At 68.3% G+C, this 19,430-nt stretch carries 8 protein-coding genes and 3 pseudogenes; 6 read left to right on the top strand and 5 right to left on the bottom strand.

All coding sequences use genetic code 11. From position 1 onward, the window contains the following. Positions 1 to 281: DUF6896 domain-containing protein (locus ACFV6I_RS08170; protein WP_380423935.1), on the top strand; the 281-nt coding region annotated here is incomplete at its 5' end. 196 nt (positions 282 to 477) lie between these two features. Here the strand turns inward: ACFV6I_RS08170 and ACFV6I_RS08175 are convergent. The 4 genes and pseudogenes from ACFV6I_RS08175 to ACFV6I_RS08190 all read right to left on the bottom strand — a co-directional run bounded on the left by ACFV6I_RS08175 (position 478) and on the right by ACFV6I_RS08190 (position 3,600). Further along, positions 478 to 969 (bottom strand): hypothetical protein, encoded by a 492-nt coding sequence (locus ACFV6I_RS08175; protein WP_380423936.1) that lies wholly within the window; start codon positions 967 to 969, stop codon positions 478 to 480. A gap of 329 nt (positions 970 to 1,298) precedes the next feature. After that, a pseudogene (locus ACFV6I_RS08180) lies at positions 1,299 to 1,427 on the bottom strand (family 1 glycosylhydrolase); the annotation flags it as partial. A 20-nt stretch (positions 1,428 to 1,447) separates the two neighbouring features. Continuing rightward, positions 1,448 to 1,885 (bottom strand): annotated as a pseudogene (locus ACFV6I_RS08185) (DUF2399 domain-containing protein). A gap of 149 nt (positions 1,886 to 2,034) precedes the next feature. Continuing rightward, the gene (locus tag ACFV6I_RS08190) at positions 2,035 to 3,600 is read right to left on the bottom strand and encodes a serine/threonine protein kinase (RefSeq protein ID WP_380423946.1); all 1,566 of its coding nucleotides are present in this window, start codon (positions 3,598 to 3,600) and stop codon (positions 2,035 to 2,037) included. 329 nt (positions 3,601 to 3,929) lie between these two features. Between ACFV6I_RS08190 and ACFV6I_RS08195 the strand changes: the two genes are divergently transcribed. The 5 genes from ACFV6I_RS08195 (at position 3,930) to ACFV6I_RS08215 (ending at position 19,165) form a co-directional block, all read left to right on the top strand. Beyond that, positions 3,930 to 5,477 (top strand): PD-(D/E)XK nuclease family protein, encoded by a 1,548-nt coding sequence (locus ACFV6I_RS08195; protein WP_380423937.1) that lies wholly within the window; start codon positions 3,930 to 3,932, stop codon positions 5,475 to 5,477. Continuing rightward, complete coding sequence (locus ACFV6I_RS08200) at positions 5,474 to 6,613, top strand: hypothetical protein (RefSeq protein ID WP_380423938.1); 1,140 nt, start codon at positions 5,474 to 5,476, stop codon at positions 6,611 to 6,613. Before ACFV6I_RS08195 ends, ACFV6I_RS08200 begins: the two co-directional genes overlap by 4 nt. Then, positions 6,606 to 10,301, top strand: coding sequence for a hypothetical protein (locus tag ACFV6I_RS08205; protein ID WP_380423939.1), 3,696 nt, complete (start codon positions 6,606 to 6,608; stop codon positions 10,299 to 10,301). Before ACFV6I_RS08200 ends, ACFV6I_RS08205 begins: the two co-directional genes overlap by 8 nt. Before the next feature lie 46 nt (positions 10,302 to 10,347). Beyond that, positions 10,348 to 13,413 (top strand): pPIWI_RE module domain-containing protein, encoded by a 3,066-nt coding sequence (locus ACFV6I_RS08210; RefSeq protein ID WP_380423940.1) that lies wholly within the window; start codon positions 10,348 to 10,350, stop codon positions 13,411 to 13,413. Positions 13,414 to 13,666: 253 nt separating this feature from the next. Continuing rightward, positions 13,667 to 19,165 (top strand): DUF4011 domain-containing protein, encoded by a 5,499-nt coding sequence (locus tag ACFV6I_RS08215; RefSeq protein WP_380423941.1) that lies wholly within the window; start codon positions 13,667 to 13,669, stop codon positions 19,163 to 19,165. Between the two features lie 67 nt (positions 19,166 to 19,232). On the opposite strand, the pseudogene ACFV6I_RS08220 reads toward ACFV6I_RS08215, so the two are convergent. Beyond that, positions 19,233 to 19,427: pseudogene (locus tag ACFV6I_RS08220) on the bottom strand (family 1 glycosylhydrolase); the annotation flags it as partial. Between the last annotated feature and the right edge of the window lie 3 nt (positions 19,428 to 19,430).

A 19,430-nucleotide genomic window follows, 5' to 3' on the forward strand; every position in this document is an offset into this window, starting at 1 on the left:
ACACCCCCCCCCCCCCCCAAATCCCCCCCCACCCCACCCCGCCCCACGGAGCAGGCTGCCTCTTCATCAGCGACAACGGCACCGAGATCGACGTGGACTTCGCAGCCGACGGCAGGGAGATCTTCGATTTCTGGCGGCTGCGCCGCTATGGCCGGAGTTTGCCCGCGCCTCACGACCCCACGGAGCAGGACCTGCGGTCCGCAGTGGAGTCGCTGAAACCACCGCTGGTCGAGGTGCGGCCAGGGTGGTTCAACGTGGCCGAGGTCAAGACTTCAGCGTGAGACCGGCGCGGTCGACGACGAGCCCGCCATTCAGCGACTGATCACGAGGTCGTAGGTCGCGGGGCCACGAACCCCCGTGCTCGCGATTGCTTCGGATTCCTGGGGTATCGCTCTCACTACTGGCTCGTTCTGAGCAGGTGTTCGGGCCGCGGTACACGCGGACGGATCATGCGGCCGACCGCGCTGACGTCGAGAGTCAGGAGGGCCCGGCCTCTTCTGTCCCCGCCATCCCGCTCGCCTCTGCGATTCCCTCGACCGTCGCGCGGTCGCTCGCCCGCCGGCCCTCAGCGGCGTCAAGCCGGTCGCGCATTTCCCGCAGTCGGGCCGGGTCGGAGGCGACCTCCAGCGGTACGAGCGACATGACCTCCTTGGCCCACTCCCCGTCGCCGAGGTCGGCCACCACACGGTCGGCGCGGTCCTCGTGTCCGGGTGTCAGGGCGCCGATCAGGCCGAGGAGAACGAGCAGTTCGCGCTGCACCGCAGGTGTGAACAGCTCCCGCTCCTCGTCGTCCAGCTTCACCGCGATCCGCCCACCGCCGAGCTCGGCATAGCCGCGCAGGACGTCCATCAGAAGCTTGAACTGCCGCTCGGGCATCAGGACCTGGAGCGACTCGACGTAGAGCTTCAGTCGCAGCGCCGGCAGTTCCGAGGGGTTCGCATCGCCGTCCTCGTGCTCGTTGTCCGCCATCCGGGCCCTCCCTGGTGTGTCGGTCGACCGGCATCCTCACCGTTCGTAGTCACCCGATGGCACGGGTGGTGAGGACAAGTGACGGCGCCTGGAGGCGGGCGGAGTTCCCATTGCCGTCAAGGATCAGACGATACTCGGAGCCAGGACGGGCGCGATCGACGGGCCGGGGCCGCCGCGGCCCCCGGCCGAACCGTTGGCGAAGACCGTCCGACCTATCGGACACCCTGTCATCACCGCCGAGCGCGGGGCACTCGGCTACGGGTTCGCATTTCGCCAGTCGCTTCCTTCCCAGTCGCGATCCTTACCCGCACCCCTTGTGCAGCTCTCAACTAACGTCCAAATTTCGCATGATGACTGGCGATCAGGTCGCGGTACCAGGTGTAGGAGGCCTTCGGGGTGCGCTTCTGCGTCGCGAAGTCGACGTGGATGAGGCCGAAGCGCTGGTGGTAGCCCTCGGCCCGTCGGACAGGCTGTCATTTTATTCGTTTCGGTGGTCTGCCAAGTCATCGAGGAGGAAATCTGCGACCACCTCCTCGACCACTGCGGTGCGCAGGTCGGCCATGGAGTCGACGAGCTCCCGGTCCCACGGGGCGGGCGTCAGGCGCCCAGGATCGGGGCCCGAGGGAACCAGGGGCGCGGCGGCCCGGTAGTCGTCGGCTGCCATCCGCCGGGGAGCGGCACCGGCCTTGGCCATCACATGGGCTGCGATGCGGATGCCATCGCCATCGAAGTCACCGTGTTAGCGCAGGGAAGCGCCGTCTTCGGCGAGTCGGCGCAGCGGGTAGATCACGGCGGTGTTGGGCCAGCCGGAGGTGCAGACCAGCGGTGGGCAGTGCGGCCGAAGCACGCAGGGCCGGCCCGAGCACGCTGGGATTCTCGGTGATGTGCACCGGTCCTGCGGGACCGGTGCAGTCACTGGGTGTACTCAGTTGGGCAAGGACCGTCAGCGGGCCCCGGGTCCCAGTCGGGAGAGCCGCCGAGAGGCCGTTGGCCCGCTCCTCGCATCGTGGCGCGGCTCGCTCGGACTCGGGGTGGACTTGGGCGGTTCCGCCGCCACAACGGCCGTCACATGAGGCGCTGACGCAGGTCGTGGACCACCCGCCACGCTTGTTCCGCGGACTGCGCCCGCGCGACGTACTTCTCCTCAAGCTCCCCGCGGGCGCACTCCGGCTCGCCCCGGAAGGCCGGAGGAAGCTCGGCCGTGGTCTGAGCGGCCTCCCTGAGGGCGGCAAGTGTCGGCGCACTCTCACCGAGGTCCAATCGGCACTCGGCTGCGCGAAGCCGCGCAGTGATCGCGGCGGCACGTTCCTCTGGCCCATTGGCGTGTGTGAGGTCCCGCGCGATCCCTTCGTACAGCCGGCAGGCATGCCTCCCGGCCCCCGCCTCCGCCCTCAGTCCGTCGGCTGCCAGAAAGAGCGCGTCCCGAACCACTGCACGGCGCAGACCCAGCTGCTGCTGGCCGAGGAGCGCCAGCCTCGCAAGTTCCTCGATGCGCTCCACCACTTCGTCGCCTGCCGGATCCCCACTGTCCAGCAGCACCTGGACAGCCTCCATCGCCTTCCTGAGATCGGCCGGCCCCACCCACGGCATGTCCTCCTGCTGTTCGAGGTCCTCCCCGGCCGCCTCGGTCGTCGGAGCAGGATTCTCCAGTAGCCGGAACGGAATGGTCGGGTCGTACTCAAGGCGGGGCGAGGGAGGAGGATCCCCGGGCGCCGGAAGGTGTCGGGCCATCACTTCGCGGATCTCGGCGAGCGAAGGCCGGTCCTGATAGTCCTTGGCCAGTCCCCTCAGAATGACCTCAGCCACATCCACCGGGACCGCTGAACCGAACGGCTTCGGCTGCTCGTACAGGTGCTGATCGCGTAGGGCACCCTCGGTCTGGCCGTCATGCGGGGGGGTTCCCTCGAAGAGAAGATAGAGGACACAGCAGAGGCTGTAGATGTCGCTCGCCACAGTTGGCTGACGGTCCATCAATTGCTCAGGGGACTTGTATCCATGACTGCCCAGAGTTGATTGATGAACAGTCAGTTGGGACACACCAAGGCCGAGCGGCTTGGCAATTCCGAGGTCGACCACGGAGACCAGGCCCGAAAGAGCGATCATGATGTTCATGGGCTTGATGTCCCGGTGCACCAGCGGCAAGGCGTGGACGTGCGCGAGGGCGTCGATCACCTGCACCGCTACCGCTGCGGCTGCGGCGTGCGGCAACGGACTTCGCTGCTTGAGGATCTCATAGAGCGTCCGGCCATCGATATACTCCATCGCGAGGTAGCGCTCGCCGCAATGCTCCCCGTGCCCCAGCAGTCGGGGGATGCCCGGGAAACGCAGCCGGCCGAGTTGGTGGACCTCCCGCTCGAAGCGGGCAAGGAGGGTCTTCCACTCTCGTTCTCGCTCGTCAGGATCGAGCCGCTTGAGGCACTCCCGGTCCGAGCGCATGAACTTGAGGGCCACGGCACCGCCATCGGCCAGGTCGATCCCCCGGTAGACCCGGGCCATGCCCCCCTTGCCCTTCGGCTCGACCACCTCGTAGCGCCCGCCCACCCGTTCGCCCGGAAGCAGTTCGCGGTCGTCCACGGTCCCCCAATCATGCAATCGTGCCGAGCGCACATCGTTCGGGCACGCCGCCTGCATCTTGCGCACACCTTAGTACGCATCCATGGCGCTCAGTGACGCATTGACCGCGTTCGGCTACCTCTGCGATGATCCTCCGGTCGTCATGCCGCAGCACCTTCACCACGCAAGGCGTCCATCTGCCACGGAGGGATCCCGTGAATCGTCCGATTCCGCCGCCGGGCCTCACGGGGGACGGCTGGCTGCTCCGGCTGTCCAGCACAGCCGCACGGGAGGAGCCCAACGCCTGCCCACGAGCCAAGGCTGCCAAGCTCCGACCACTGATCCTACCGAGTTCCCACCAACCCCCGCGGCGGAAAGGGCTCCAGACCTTCGGCATGGCGCCCTTCATGACAGCACTCGACCTGATCGAGCATCAAGATCAGCCGGTTGAACGCGTTGTCGAGCAACTCTTCGCCAGCGAGGGAACATTCGGGTACGGGCCGCCCGCTCACCCGTCCTTGCTCGACTGGACCTCTCAGGCCATCACCCGATTCCTCGTCGCCCGCCGGAGCCAGCAGACTTCCGCCGCCGGAGTCTCACCCACACACCCCTTGCGAAACCTCGAATGGGTCGCCTTCCGGGGACGCCGCACCGACCCGGGCGATCTCGACACCGCGGCCGTCCGCGAGTACACGGCCTGGGGACGGCGCTACGAGTCGGCCGACGGACGGCTTCGTGAGCTGTGGCTCCCTTCGTACGGCAAGGCCAAGCAGAATCGGTCGATCGCCGAACAGGCCGCCATCGCCCACGTCCTCTTCCGAGGAGTGCCGTGCAGACGTCCCCGATTCGGCCAGCCCTACACCCGACCAGACGACTCTGCGTTCCGCGGACCGGACCGCGTCAGGGTGTACGAATTCGGCTGTGCCGCAGGCGACTCGACACTCCTACTGAACTGGTCGACACAGGAGGCCGCTGCAGCATTTGCCGCACACACCGCCCCGCTGCTGGCCCGCGCCGAGGTCGACATCACCACCCGGCCAGGGACGAGTTGCACCGATTGCAAGGCCATTGAAGGGTGCGGCTCCCTGCGCCGGGCCGAAGGACTGTGGCCGGGAACCCCTTCGCTGCAACGTTCCCGCAGGGACATCTCCGCCTGGGATCTGCGAACGTACCGCTCCTGCCCAGCTCGCTACCACCTCGACCGGCAGCTTAACCTCCGCGCCCTGGAGGAGAAGGAGTCCGAGGAGACACGCCGAGGCCGAGCCGTGGATGCCTGGCTCAACGACCAGCACAGCACCAGGCCCGGGCGCAGCTGTCGCCACCTCGCTGGCCCTGCGGACCCTGACGACTGGGAGGCCGGCGGGCACCGGCTCACCGGAGGGATCGCAAGCCAGGCCGCCGCGATGCTCAGCTGGCACCGAACACTATGCCCCCTCGACGCTCTGGGCCCCGAGGAGAGGATCCTGGTTCAGCACACGTCAGCGGTCCACATACCGAGCCTCGGCGTGCTCCTTATCGCCACACCCGATCTGCTCTACACCAGGGACGGCGGCTGGTTCTGGCGCGAGACCAAGACCGTCTCCCGCCTGCCTGGTCAGGGCGTCTCACTGATGCGACGTCATCCACAACTGGCCATAGCCGTCATGATGCTGGCGTCGAGATTCGATCCGGAGACGACCCGGCGCTCCCGGGTCGAACTGGAGCTGCTGCACGAGGACTACCCCAGCCTGGAACAGCTCGACCCGAGCCGTCCCGAGACCGTGGAGGAGGCCCGGCTACTCCTCGCGGAACTGACTGAACCACTCCTTCATGACACGCTCTTCGCCCCCGCGCCAGGACCGCACTGCGCCGACTGCCCGGCCCGCTCCTGGTGCCGGCCCGGCGCCCAACACCTGGCCGGACACACGACGCGGGAGACGGTTCCACCGACACGGGAGCCCAGGAGTCGAGCATGATCAACGTACCGCTGCTCCACGTCCTTGCGACGGCCATCATCGAGATCGCCGAACAACGCGAACAGACGATTCCCCCACCTCCGTACCCTCCCGAGGCACAGCGCGCACTGGACCAGGTGGTGTTGGAATGCCTCCGCGGGAGGATCACGCCCCCTTCCGGGCTGCCCGAGTTGATCAGCTGGTGCCGGACCCGGCCGTTGGACCGCTGGCCCCTACAACTTGCCGACGAAGAAGCCGAGGAGGCCTTCGGTTCGGGAGATGTCCTGATCGACCGTCACTCAGGCATGCCCACGGAGCTGTGCCTGGAGTGGAAGGTCGACGGCGGCAAGGACAGCGCCGCAAGGCAGTACGACCGTCGCACCATCGCCGTTGCGCTCCAGGCATGCCTCGCCGTCGATTCCCCCGAGTCCTACACCCGGTTCCGCCGCGTTCTGGTCGATCAGCCGGTGCTGGCCTCCGCTGACTGGTCCGAGCTCGCCGGGGATCTCTACCTGTGTCCGGTGGTGTCCCTGCTGAGCGCCATTTACCCGACTGCACCCGATCACTACCTGCGCGACGGCCGCTACACCCCCTGCGAGCGCTGCCGGACCCTACTCGTCCCACTCACCGACGGCGGTTGGTGGTGCGAGCGCGACGAGTGCCGGCAGCAGGGACCGCCACCGCCTGGCCGGTCGCTGATGCTCAGCGCGACCGGGAAGGTCCTGCAACTGCGGCGCCCGCTCCGACAGTTTGTGACAGGGCCCGGCCGTGCCGAGGTCGGACTGGAGGATGCGTTGCGCAGCCTGGGTCTCACCGTGGAGATGTGGCCGGCCTATGACGCCTACGACCTGCGGGTGACCTTCCCTGACGACCATGTGTGGGCGATCGATGTCAAGGACCGCGTTCATCCGGGTCTGCTCGGCCGCAAGGCGTCGCTGGTTCCCACGACGCCCCCCTATCACGAGGCCTGCTGGGTCGTTCCGCGGTACCGCGTCCGAGGCCACCACGACTATCTGGGGGCCTTCCGCCGGGCACGCCCCGCCTCGGCACGCGGACTGCACCTGCTGGTGGACGACGATCTGGTGCTGCGAGCCCGCGCCAGACTGCGCGGAGGCCGGGGCTCTGAGGCCCGGTTGGACGGAGGCTCCGATGCGTGACCGCAGCTCCTGGCACTCCTCACTGGTGCGATTGCTCAAGCCATGGCCCACCGAACATCAGGACACCAAACCGGCAGTTCTGTGCCAGGTCGAGCTGGGGCTGAGGCTGTTGGAGCGCATCGCGCCCGACGAAAGCGCCGACAGCGTTTGGACTCTCCTCAGCGGCTACCCTTTCGCGCTCGCATCCGGCTTGGGGATCACGCCCAGCGATCAGGAGATCCTCTACAACGCACGGCAGCTGCTCTGGACCCTGCGCCGTCGGCGCCTGTGGCAGCAGAGTCTGGAAGCCTACCGGCGGCTTCCGGAGAGGCTTCGGGCTTATCGTGTCCCCGTCCACGGCGGTCCGGCCCACTGGGTGGAACCGCGCATCGCAGGGGGGCGTCTCGCCGTCTACGACAACGCACTTGACTCCTCCGCACCGTTCTCCCGCACCCCGTTGCCCCCGGCCACGGCCGGCTCGCACCGATTCACCGAGCAGCGCCGCTACGCCTCCGTCACCATCCCGGAGGGGTTGGCACTGAGTGCCCCAAACGGCCACGACCTCAAGGCTGGCCGACCCGGTGAGGGCGGCCCGATCGACGTCCCCCTGGCCGAGCTCATGGTGACGGCGCAGTGGATGGACCAGCAGGAACCGGGCCCCGCCCAGCACCAGAACCACTGGGAGGAGCGACTGAACAACCTGCGGCTGGATACCCGCCACTCCGACGGCATCCGCTTCGAGCCCGCAACCGTTCTGCGGCTTGACCAACTCGTCCACATGGTCGGTATGGTCGGGGCCGGGAAGAGCACCCTGATGATGCTCATCGCTGTGTGGGCGGCGCTACGCGGCTTGAGGACCACCCTCGTCGTGGGTGATGTAGCCGAACAGCTCACGCTCACGGCCCAGTTCCGGGAGCTGTTCCGGGCCCGCCCGGACCTGGACGTCGCCCCCGTGATGGGCGGGACCATGCGTGAGCGCCACACCCAGCGTGTACACCGACGGCTCACCGGGCGCGGCAAGTCCTCACTTCTGCTCCACGAGAGCCCCGCCTTCACGGACCTGAGTACCGCATGCCCGCTGGACGCACTGCGGGGCATCGACGCGCACACCCCGCTCCGCTTTGCCGACGCCCCATGTACCGGCCTCCACCCGGCACGTGCTCCCGGAAGTCAGTCGGCCCTCGACACCGAGTTGGCCGTGTTGCACCTCGGGGACACGCGAACCGCCGACCAGGCCCCGGGCACGGACCGCGACGGCGACGGCGACTGGCATTCGACGGCGCACGGGTGCCCGCTGTGGAGCGGCTGCCCGCGCCACAACGCCTCCCGCAGGCTGGTGAACGCCTTGGTCTGGGTTGCCAATCCGATGAGCCTCGTCCAGACATCGGTCCCACGCAACCTCAACGAGGAACGGATCCGATACCTCGAACTGGCCGCCCTGCGCAGCGACATCATCATCGTGGACGAGGTCGACCGCGTGCAGATGGGGCTGGACCGGGCCTTCGCCCCCTCTGCGACCTTGGTGGTGCCGGGGCGCAGGCTCGACTCCTGGCTCGACCGACTGGACACCCACAAGATCGAGGAGCTGGCCCGCCAGAGCCGGCTACCGCTGGCCGACCGCGACGTGCAGCGCTGGGCAGCCTCACTCGGTGTGGTCAGCAACGCCGCCAACCGGCTGTACGCCCTGCTTATTTCTAACCCTGGCCTCCAGGCATGGGTCGAGACCGACTACTTCAGCGCATGGACTCTCCAGGAGAAGCTGCTCGCCGACTGGTACCCACGGCCACACGACGACCTCTCGGAGACCCTGGCCGACGAACTCAGCCTCTACGACCTGGATGAGGCGCTCGACCCGACCCCGGATGCAGCCCCGCCCCCGGCCGCTGGCCGCGAACCATGGGCTGCGAGGCGCAACGAGCTCACTCACGTCATGGACGTCTTCCGCGACGATCCACTCGGCGACTTGGGGCCGCATGGGCCGGACTCCGATCTCCTCACCTCGGCTGCGCAGGACCTGCTGCACACCCTCGCAGAGGGGAACACCCGCGCCCGGGTCCACAAGGTTCTGGAAAGGCTGCTCGACGGAGCACCGGACCTTAATCCCGTCGGGAGTGCTGCAGCGGGACAGCGTGGCAGCACGGCCTGGTTGGAGTGCAACGCCGAGAGGCTGGAGTTCACCCTGCTCCTGGCGACCTTGCACCATCGACTGGATCAGGTGAGCTTCCTGTGGCCGCAGGTCGAGGCCACCCTCCATCTCGACGCCAGCGGCAACGACCTCAGTCGGCGTCCCCCACTCGACTACGCCTCGGTCATCCCCGAGTCGCCCATGGGCAACGTCCTCGGCTTCCAGTACCTGCCGGACGAACGCGACGGTCCGAAGGATGCCGACGGCCTCCGGAGCGGGACCCTGCGGTTCTTCCGCTGCGCCGGGGTGGGCCGCGAGCTGCTCTACTCCCTGCCTCGTCTCGGTGCCGACCCAGATCAGGGGCGACCGGGTCCCAACGTCCTGCTGATGTCCGGGTCGAGCTGGGCCGGAACATCGACCAGGGCGCACGTACTCGCGCCGGTTCAGGCGGTGCTCCGACCGCGAGCGGACGCGATCGACAGGATCAGCAAGAGCGTGTTCCGCACCCAGTTCGTCTACTACTCCGACGGCACGCCGATCCGGCTCTCCGGCGCGCGTCGGGAGAACCACGACAAGGTCCTGCGCACCATGGTGTGGCAGCTCGGCAAGCCCGGGCCAGCCGAAACTGCGGGCCTTCTCCAACGAGAACTGGCCCGGATCCCCGACCAGCACCGAAGGCGTGCCCTGCTCCTGGTCGGGAGCTACCGCGACGCTCTGACAGCCGCCGACGTGCTCCAGCAGATGGACCGCTGGCGCACGAGCGTCCGGGTCCTGATCGCCGATGACGCCGACCTGGAGCAGGACCTTGCGACGTCGCTCCCGGGAACCGTGCGCCGCGGTGACCTGGCCTCATTCGCCGAGGACGACACGGCCGAGCTGCTGGTGGCGCCACTCCTGGCGGTCGAACGCGGGCACAACATCCTGACGGTCCCCCATCGGCCTGGCGAGGAAAGGGTGGCGGCCTTCGGAACCGTGCTGTTCCTGACTCGCCCCCACCCCGTGCCCGACGACCTCTACCTCTCGGTCTTCGCCATCAACGACTGGGTGACGCGCTTCGCACGTGACCTTCCCGGATTGCAGCAGGGCACCTTCAGCGAGCTCGTCGCCAAGGCCGGCGGCCTGGACTCCTCGGGGCTCGCCTTTCGCCATGCGGCCCGAGCCGAGTGGCGACGGCTGCTGTCCCGTCGCTACATGTACTCCCGGCTCACCCTTCGGGAGAAGGAGTCGTTCGCATGGGATCAGCTGACCACGATCTGGCAGGTCATCGGCCGTCTCGTCCGCGGTGGGGTCCCCGCGCGGGTGGTCTTCGTGGATGCCGCATTCGCCCCGGCGCTGGCAGCCTCCTTGGCTCCGGAGTCCACCGTCCAGGAAGCGGACCCCCGTGCCCTCACGGATCACGACCTCGCCACTCCTCCCGACCGCTCCGACGCAAGTCGCCGTTGGGAACTCGATGACGGACTGCTCTCCCGCCTTCGCCAAGTCCTCGCTCCGTACTTCAGCGGGCGTGCCGAACCGGCTGATGCGGCCCTGGTTCGAGCTCTTTACCAGCCGCTGTACGACGCTCTGAGCAGCCTGGAGACGTGATTCTCTCTCAACCACGTCATGCGGCCGACCGAACGAGGAGTCTTCCGTGGCCCTGTACGACACCCTTCGCCGCGCCGCTTACGTGAGCACCCCGGATGCAAGCCCGTGGACCGTCGACTACCTCGCTCTGCCCTTCCCCGAGCATCTGAATCCAGGGGTGCTGGAGCTGTGCAACATCGGCCGCACGGAGCAGCACCGGTGGCAGACAGCGCCCACCCGACGGCTGGACGGCGCGCTGCAGACCTTGGCGCCGGATCTGATCGTCCGTCCGCGACACCGGCCACCGGCCACCGTTGATGGTTCCGCCCTCGACGACTTCTGGCTCTATCGCCGATCGGGGGACGACCACCCGCTGCCCGACCCACTGCTGAGCCGCTTCCTGACCGTCTGGCTGCGGACGCTGGGGCGACCGGAGACACTCGGCACCCCGGAGCACCATCGGCTGCTGCTGAAGGTTGCGACAGGCATCGAGAAACAGCCTCCCTCCTGGCAGCCGGTGTCCGGCATCGCCCTGCTGCAGACCCCCACCAGCAAGGGCGGCACCGCAATCCCATCCGCGCTCCAGTTCCAGCTTGCCACCGATGAGTTGGCGCGACGGATCGCAGCCCTGCCGCCCTACACCTTCGAAGGAGGTGAACTGCGGTTCCGCACCGTGACGCGAGGGCCGCGGCAGCAGGGGGCCGAACTGATGTCACAGCCCTTGCAACACGTCACCGGCCGCGCGTCCTGGTGGTACTCCATCCTGCTGAACGTAACCCTGCACACCGTTCCCTTCGATCCACGACCACGGCTCCACCTCCACCTGGGCGTCCGCCGGTGGGCCACGCGTCCCCGCACCGATACCGGCCGACTCAACCTGCGCTATCAGGGCGCGACCTCGGTTTACCTACGCCCAGCCTTGCCGTGGCTTCCCGGCCTCCCGCTCAGTAGCCGCTGGTCGGTGGCCAGGCTGGCACGCGATCGGCAGGCGCAGGCCTTCGACTGGCTCGGCAACGACCCTGCGGGGCTGCTGAAGGGACTCTCCCTGGACTCCGCCTTTCCCGCTCCGGACAAGCTGCTCGCCGAGCCGGAACCGTGGCTCGCCGAGGACGGCTCAGGCATCCAGGCCGCTGTCGTCCACAGCACCCGAATGGGCGCTCACGCCGTGGGAACCGGTTTGATGCCGCAGCAACGGTCGGCGATCATCGCCTGGGCCGAGCAGGCGTTGCCCGATGGACTGATCCGCGTGCCGGACCTCAAAAGCTGCGGCACCCGCTCAGCCCAACCCGCCAACGCCCGGCCCAAGAGCATCACGGACCAGTACCGGGAGGGCACCGCCCAGCTCCGACGGGTGGCCCTTGCTGTCGATGCCCGCCGCCGAACCGGTACCGACGGTGTCCCGACCGTGGAGATCCGGTTGTTGTGGCAGAGCAATGAGTTGCGAAAGAGCGCTACAGAAGCCCTGATCGGCACACTGGGGCTCTGCGGTGACGGCGGCGCCCCCGTGGGAAGTGCGGACCAGGTGGAGGCCGTCTTCGAAGCGGCGGGCCCAGGCAGCCCCGTCGTCCTCGAGTGGCAGGCACCGGAGCTGACCGTCCAACTCCGTTGCCTGCCGTTGACCGGGGGACTGGCCGATCCCCTTCAACTCGACCCGTCCGTGCCCAGGCGTGGAGCCCGCCTCGCCCAAAGCGTGAGTTCCCGGCGGTCGGCGATCCGCGATCATCTGCTGGCGGACGGCGCGGTACCCGGGACACCAGCACTGGCGCTCGTCGAGATCGCGCACCCGAGCGTCTTCAGGCCCGCTGACACCGACCCCAAGTTCGCCATGCGCCTCGGGTGTGCCGACTCCGGGGTGCTCACTCAGTTCACCGTGGTTCCGGACACCGTCCCCCGTGCTCTCGGAGCACAGCAGGAGAGTGGAGGCAGTCTGCCCCACCGGCTGCGCTCGGCGTGGGAGGACGGGCTGCGCCAACTGGGAGTGCGCGCTCTGCCGCAGTTGTCGAACGACGTCGATCTGCCGGCAGACCTGCGGTACGCAGCCCTGTGGATGGTCAAGCGCCGGAAGGACGGACCGACCCTGCTGCCGAAACACCTCCCGGTGGCGGTGCTGGTCACACCGGCGGCAGAGCACGTGGGACTGGCGCAGGTGCAGGGCTGGGACGACGACCCGACGGTGCAGGACTGGATTCCCTATCCGGAGCTGCTGCTCAAGCTGGTCCGGAAGGCGGAGATCGATCCGACAGACGGCCATCCTCCGCAGCCTCTCCTCCCGGCACCGCGAAGTGCACCGGACGACGCCGGCGACCCGGCAGTCCCGAATCGGACGTCATGGCGAGCGAACCTCGCCCAACAGCGTCGCGAGACCGCCTCCTTCATCCAGCGGATGCTCTTCTCCCTGCGGACTACCAGCGGCCGCACCGTCCTGATCACCCACTCCCAGAACAGCCGGATGCACTGGCCGTGGCTGCAGGACGGGCGCGTGGAACCGGATGCGGTGGAGGACGGGGCAGCTGGTCCGCGGGGACTCGACCCCGGGCTTCGCCTGGTCAGGATCAGAGGGGGAGCCGGGCGCGAGACACCACAGGGCTGGGGGCTGGCCGAGGACGGCGGTGACAACGGTATCTACGCCGGGCTCTGGGGCGAGGAGCTGCCTGCCGGAGTCCACCGTCCGCTCAATCATCGGGTCTTCTACAGCACCACCCGCAAACCAGTCACGTTCACCAAGACGGCCGTCACCCTCGATCGGCTCGCGCTGCGCCGGAACAGCAAGGGAAACCTGGTGAATGAGGTCGGCAAGCAGGCTTGGAACCCCGCGCTAGTGGAGATTGCCGTCCTCGGCTGTCGATCGAATGGTTCAGCGGCCGGCGATCGCCCCGAGGCTCTGGCGCTGGCCATGCACCAGCTGCGCCACGCGCCCGAGTACACCGACCCGATCTCGATGCCGCTGCCCCTGCACCTGGCAGGCCTCGCGCAGGAGTACGTGCTACCGATGCAGGCCGAGGGCGGAGAGCAGGATCCTGAGCAGGACGACTCGGGGGACGCAGCCGCCGCAGTGGATCCCTCGCTGGCCCCCGCCCCAGGCCTCGCGGTCGAAACGGATCCGGAGGAGGAAGGCCAACTTCAACTGTTCTGAGCCGTCCCGGCAACCGAACCGGACTCCCCTGCCGCAGTCGATCACGTGCGCCACAGCTCCACCGGCGAGGACAGGTGATCCGCCGGCAGTTGGGCCCCGAACGCCGGGTCTCAGATCGGCCACGAACGCCACCGGCACCGCACCACGCACTAGGCTCGTTCAGCGCGCTCACCTGCGCTCCCCTGCTTATGACAGAACGGAGTTGTCCGGCTTGGAACACCGACGCCCCGGAAGTCGGAGTGGCACCGACCCGTTGGAAGGACTGCTCGACCACTGGCAGAAGGCCCTCATCGATCTCGGCTTCCGCAACCGGCTGGTGAGTTACCGTCGCACCAAGAGCCAGGCTGGTATGGACATCACCGCTCCGGGAATGTCCGCCATCCTCGACCGGCTGCCCGACGGATGCATCTTCGCGCCGGTCAACGATCCCGAGCCTGACTCCGGGGCGGCACAGTCGGGCCTGCCCGTACCGCTCGACAAACCAGTACGACAAGCGGCAACTCTGGCCGGGAGCCGGCCGATCGACACCCCGGCCTCCCGGGTCGGTGCCAGGCGCCCCGTCCAGCGACTGGAACTCGTCACGTCGAAGACGACGCAGGCCGAGCAAGATCGCCATCTGCGACGGCTGGTGACCGTCGCGAAGGAGAAGTTCAACGACTACGGCCTCTGGGTGCTCCACCTGGGCGTCGGCTTCCTCGAGTGGCGGCCGGCACCGTCAGCGGACAGCGTCGCCTCACCGCTGGTGCTGGTTCCCGTCACGCTCCGCCGGTGGAAGGGCGACTCCTACCTGCTGGAAATCAACGGCGACGAGGAAGTGACGTTCAACCCGGCCCTGGCAATCAAGATGGAGGAAGTCGGACTCGACTGGCCGAGCCCGGAACAGGTCGACCTCCCCGATGTTCCGGAGCTGCTGGAGCAGGCTCGCCGGAAGGCCTCGAAGCGCGAGGGGTGGTCGGTCCATGACCGGGTCGTGCTCGACGCCTTCAACTCCAGCAAGGAGGCCATGTACCGCGACCTCAAGGACAACCGGGCCCGCATCCTGAAGAGCCACTTGGTTCGTGCGATCGGCCTGGGTGGAAGCTCGAACCTTCCCGCCGCCACCTTCGACTTCGACCCGGTTCCACTCGACCGGATCGACCAGCTCCAGCCTCCCGAGCAGACTCCCCTCATCCTGGACTCCGATTCGTCGCAGCGCCAGTGTGTGGCCGCTGCGGTCGAAGGCCGGAGCTTCGTGATGGACGGGCCGCCCGGCACCGGCAAGAGCCAGACGATCACCAACATCATCGCCGGGCTCCTCGACCAGGGGCGAACCGTCCTCTTCGTCAGCGAGAAGGCGGCAGCTCTCGACGTCGTACGCAATCGGCTCAAGGACGTGGGTCTCGGCGACTACGTGCTGGCCCTGCACAGCAACACCATGGGTCGGAAGCAGGTCGCCCAGGAACTCGGCAGGGCACTCGAAGCCCCTCCGCGCTCGTTCCCCGGCCCCAGAAGCGGCGAACGCTCCGCGGCGAAGGACCTCCGCGAAGAACTCTCCGGCTACGCCGCGGCGATGAACGAGCGCCGCACCGGCCTCGGTGCGTCCCTCCACACGGTTCTCGGCCGCATCGCCCTGCTGGAGAACATCCATCCGCTGCGTCCGGAGCCGTCCTTCGACGCGGGCGGGCTGTCGGAGGAGGTTCTGCACCAGATCACCGAGGCCGCCGGCTGGATCGCCCGGTCCTGGCGTCCCGCTGTCGAGGGCGAGGCCTTCGTCTGGCGTGATCTGACCGGCGTTCGTGGCGAACTGGAGGCCTTGGACCGGGCATTGGAGGAGCTCGACGGCATCCGCCGCACTCTCGCCCCGCACGCAGCCCTGCTCGACGCCATGGGGTGGGAGGGCCTGCACGACGCGGCCTGTCTGGTCGCGGCACTGCGCATCGGCGAGAAGCGTCCCTTGCTTCCCATCGCCTGGCTCGGACTGGAATTCCCTCACCTCAGCTCCACGGTCGAGTCGTTCATCGGGCGGTACACCCACGCCGTTGAGGCGGAGGAACGAGCGATGGTCGCGCTCGGCGCCAACTGGATGGATCTCGCATCGACCGGTTCTCGTGCCGAGGCGACCGAGTGGTCCGCGCCCTCGAACCTCCCATCCTCCACCCTCGATCTGCTGGTTCTCACAGCCGATCAGGCGAAAGCACTGATCGATCAACTGGCGACCGACGCCGACGCGCTGGACCAAGCCTGCCAGCTCTCCACCGGTGCGGCCAGGATGTACGGCGTCCCGGAGCCGGTCACCTGCGAGGACGCCCTCCGACTGGCTCGGCTGGCCGAATTCTCGGCTGCCCCGCCCACGCAGAAGCCGCCGGCCTGCTGGCTGACCCCGGAGGGGCTCAGCGCTGCCCGGACGGCCCTGTCCCGGTTGTCCGAGGCGATCGGCAGCCTGCGAGCGGCACGGGGCAAGGCCCAGCAGGTCTTCACCGACCATGTGCTGGAGGAGGCGTCGTTGGCGGAGGTCGCACAACGCTTCGCCACCGTTCACCAGACCTTCGCCGGCCGGTTCTCAGCTGCTCGCCGGACCGACCGTCGACTCGTCCGCACACTCCTTCCCGGTCAGGGCAAGTGCACCAAGAACGTCATCGCCGCGCTGCCCGGCGCGGTCGAATGGCAGAGGGCCCACAGGGCACTCTCGCAGGAAGCCCGACTGGAGAGCCCCGCGCTGGCACACCTCTGGAAGGGCGAGGACACCGACTTCGACGCCGCCGCAGACCTGCTCGGCCGCGCCCAGGAGATCCTGGATCTCGCTCCGCAGGTGACGAACCCGGAGGCCCTACGAGGAGAACTCGCGCACGGCGGAAGTCCTCGTGCGGCCGCGCGGACCGCCGCGTCGCAGGCCGCGGAGGTCCTCACCCGGTGGCGGGACTCATTGGTCCCCCCGCCGGCCGTCGGCGCTCCCTACACGCTGGAGGACGAGCCGATCACCTCGGCCGCCCAGTGGAGTCGGGACCAACTGCCGCTGCTCCAAACGGCGATGGACGTCCTGCGGACCGTAGGCTCGGTGTCGGGCCGCACCGACTGGACCCTGCGCGGCGCACTGGATGCCCTGAAGCGGGTGTCCGCCGCCGTCGCGGCGAACGAGCAATTCGAGGCTCCTGCCGCACAGGACCTGCAGCTCCTTGAGGACCTCTACCATGGACGCGCAACCGATCCGTCGGCCCTCCGCGCAGCCGTCGCCTGGGTCGCCGAGCTGCGAACGGCCTGTGGCCTCGTCACCAGCCAGGTCTTCCCGGTCGAAAGCACGAAGCCGCTCCACGCCGCCAGGCGGGATGCCGAGCTGGAGGACGCCGTGGCCGGTTGGTCCCGCGCGAGCACCCAGCTGACCGGGTTGTTCATCGCCGAGCGGGAGCAGCAGTTGCGACTCGCCCTGACGCGGGACCTCGCGTCGGCCGAGACCCTGCTCGCCCAGTTGGACGGTGACCGTGGTGGACCAGACGAGTGGGCAGCGTATCTGCGCGGTCGGCGCGTGCTCGATGCTCGACGCCTCGGCGACCTCGTGATGCGCGCCGTCAAGGCGGGCGTGGGACGGGACGACTTCCGCGCCGTCGTCGAGAAGGCGGCCCTCCGCTCATGGGCGGACCGCGTCATCGAGAACGACGGCCGACTGCTCTGGACCCGGTCCCAGGACCGTGACGACCGGGTGACGGAGTTCCGAAGGGTCGACCGGCTCCTGCTCGAACACGCACAAATCCGGGTGGCACGAGCCTGCGACGCCCGTCGGCCTGGCGTCCTGCAGGACGCGGGCACCAGACTGCTGAACACCGAGGGCCGCAGGAAGACCCGTCACAAGCCGGTACGTACGCTGCTCAGCGAGGCTGACAGAGCCGTACGGCTCGTCAAACCCTGCTTCATGATGAGCCCGTTGATGGTCAGCAGGCTGCTCCCGCCGGACTTCATGTTCGACGTGGTCATCTTCGACGAGGCGTCCCAGGTCCTGCCGCAGGATGCCGTCAACTGCATCTACCGCGGCTGTTCGCTGATCGTCGCCGGCGACGAGAAGCAGCTACCGCCGACCGCATTCTTCTCCGCAGGCGAGGACGAAGAGGAGGACGACGCAGTCCCAGGCGAGGCCGAGGACAAGCCGACCAGCTACGAGTCCCTGCTCACGCTGGCCAAGGGCAGCGGGATGCTCAAGAACCTCTCACTGCGCTGGCACTACCGCAGCCGCCACGAGCACCTGATCGCCTTCAGTAACCACGAGTTCTACGACAAGTCGATGACCACCTTCCCGGGCGCGCTGGCCGACGGCCCCGATGTCGGTGTGGCCTTCCTGAGAGCGACGGACGGCTGCTACCAGCCCGGAGCCAGTGCTCGTAACAACCCGTTGGAGGCCAGGGAGGTGGCCCGCCGGGTGATCCACCACTTCGACACCCGTTCCGACCGCTCGCTCGGCGTGGTCGCCCTCTCCCAGGCCCAGGCGGACGCCATCCGCGAGGCCGTCGACGACGCCCGGCACGGCCGCCCCGACCTGGACGAGCACTTCTCAGAGGACCGTCTGGACGGTTTCTTCATCAAGAACCTGGAGACCGTCCAGGGCGACGAACGCGACGTCATCATCATGTCGGTCGGTTACGGCCCGCAGCAGCCCGGCGGCAAGGTCTCCCGCAACTTCGGCCCGATGAACCGGGCCGGCGGCTGGCGTCGTCTGAATGTCGCCGTGACCCGAGCACGGTACCGATTCGAGGTCGTCGCCTCCTTCGACCCCGACGAGATCGGCGAAACCGGAGGCGAGAGCTTCCGCTACTTCTCCCGCTACCTGAAGTACGCCAAGCACGGCCCGTCCGTGCTGGCCCAAGAACTGGAGGGGGAGGAAGCACCTCCTGAGAGCCCGTTCGAGGAGTCGGTCCTGGAGGCACTGCGAAGCTGGGGCTACACCGTGCGGCCCCAGGTCGGCGTAGCCGGCTACCGGATCGACCTGGGCATCCGCGACCCCCGACGGCCGGGGCGGTACGCACTCGGCATCGAGTGCGACGGTGCGATGTACCACTCGTCGAAGGTGGCACGGGACCGGGACCGCCTCCGCGAGTCCGTGCTCTCCGGCCTGGGATGGAAGCTGCACCGGATCTGGGGTACGGACTGGTACCGCAACCGGGCAGGCGCCGAGGCCCGGCTCAAGGATGCCGTCGAACACGAGGTCGGCCCTCCGGAGCAACTGCATGAGGCGTTCCGCATCCCCGGCCAACAGACCTCGGACCGGACCGGCTCCGTACCACCGCCCACAGTCGCGGGCCTGGCACCCGCACCCGAGGTTCCTGCCCCCGGCTCGCGGGTTACGGCCCGACAGGAGTTGCTGTCAGGGCGTGTGGGGCAGCGCATCGACCACGAGCTGGGGCAGATCCGTACGAGGCTGGAGCAACAGGCCTCGTCCGACCACCGGGCCGGGCCGCGTACACGAGCAGATCAGCTCCGACGCGAGCGGGACCAGCAAGCCGACCTGGAAGCCCGTGCGACCGTCCTCAAGGACTACCTCACCGGCGACCGCACCGCACCGGCTGACGTCGTCAGTCCCGGCCGCGTGGTGACCCTGTTTTTCGACGGCGAGGGCGAGGAGCAGGAGTACGAGATCACCTCTGGAAGGCCCTTCGACGAAGGGACCACCCAACTGAGCCCCTTCACAGCCTTGGGTAAGGCACTCACCGGCAGCCCGGCCGGAATCACTGTCACTTGCGACGAGAACGGACGACGGATCGCCGTCCACATCCGCAGCATTCGCGATTGAGTTCTGAGCGGGCGGTGGCTTGTCACCGCCCGCTCGATACTCAATCCGTACGTGGCGTGAGCAGCTGCTACAGGCGCACCATCCAGGTCGCCACTCGACCGCTGCCAGACAGCCGTACATCCCGCACCCGCTGGAGGGCAACTACCTTGGACGATGGGGCCCGGTGGGCAGCGATCAGATCTTGATACCACGCATACGAGGCCCTCGGGGTGCGCTTCTGGGTGGCGAAGTCGACGTGGATGAGGCCGAAGCGCTGGTGGTAGCC

The sequence above is a fragment of the Kitasatospora sp. NPDC059803 genome (assembly GCF_042732255.1).
Taxonomy (GTDB): domain Bacteria; phylum Actinomycetota; class Actinomycetes; order Streptomycetales; family Streptomycetaceae; genus Kitasatospora.

Excerpts from the sequence above, each read along its gene's own strand:
- ACFV6I_RS08195 (WP_380423937.1), top strand. The coding sequence starts at position 3,930 with ATGACAGCACTCGACCTGATCGAGCATCAAGATCAGCCGGTTGAACGC.
- ACFV6I_RS08200 (WP_380423938.1), top strand. The coding sequence starts at position 5,474 with ATGATCAACGTACCGCTGCTCCACGTCCTTGCGACGGCCATCATCGAG.
- ACFV6I_RS08190 (WP_380423946.1), bottom strand. The coding sequence starts at position 3,600 with ATGCAGGCGGCGTGCCCGAACGATGTGCGCTCGGCACGATTGCATGAT.
- ACFV6I_RS08205 (WP_380423939.1), top strand. The coding sequence starts at position 6,606 with ATGCGTGACCGCAGCTCCTGGCACTCCTCACTGGTGCGATTGCTCAAG.
- ACFV6I_RS08175 (WP_380423936.1), bottom strand. The coding sequence starts at position 969 with ATGGCGGACAACGAGCACGAGGACGGCGATGCGAACCCCTCGGAACTG.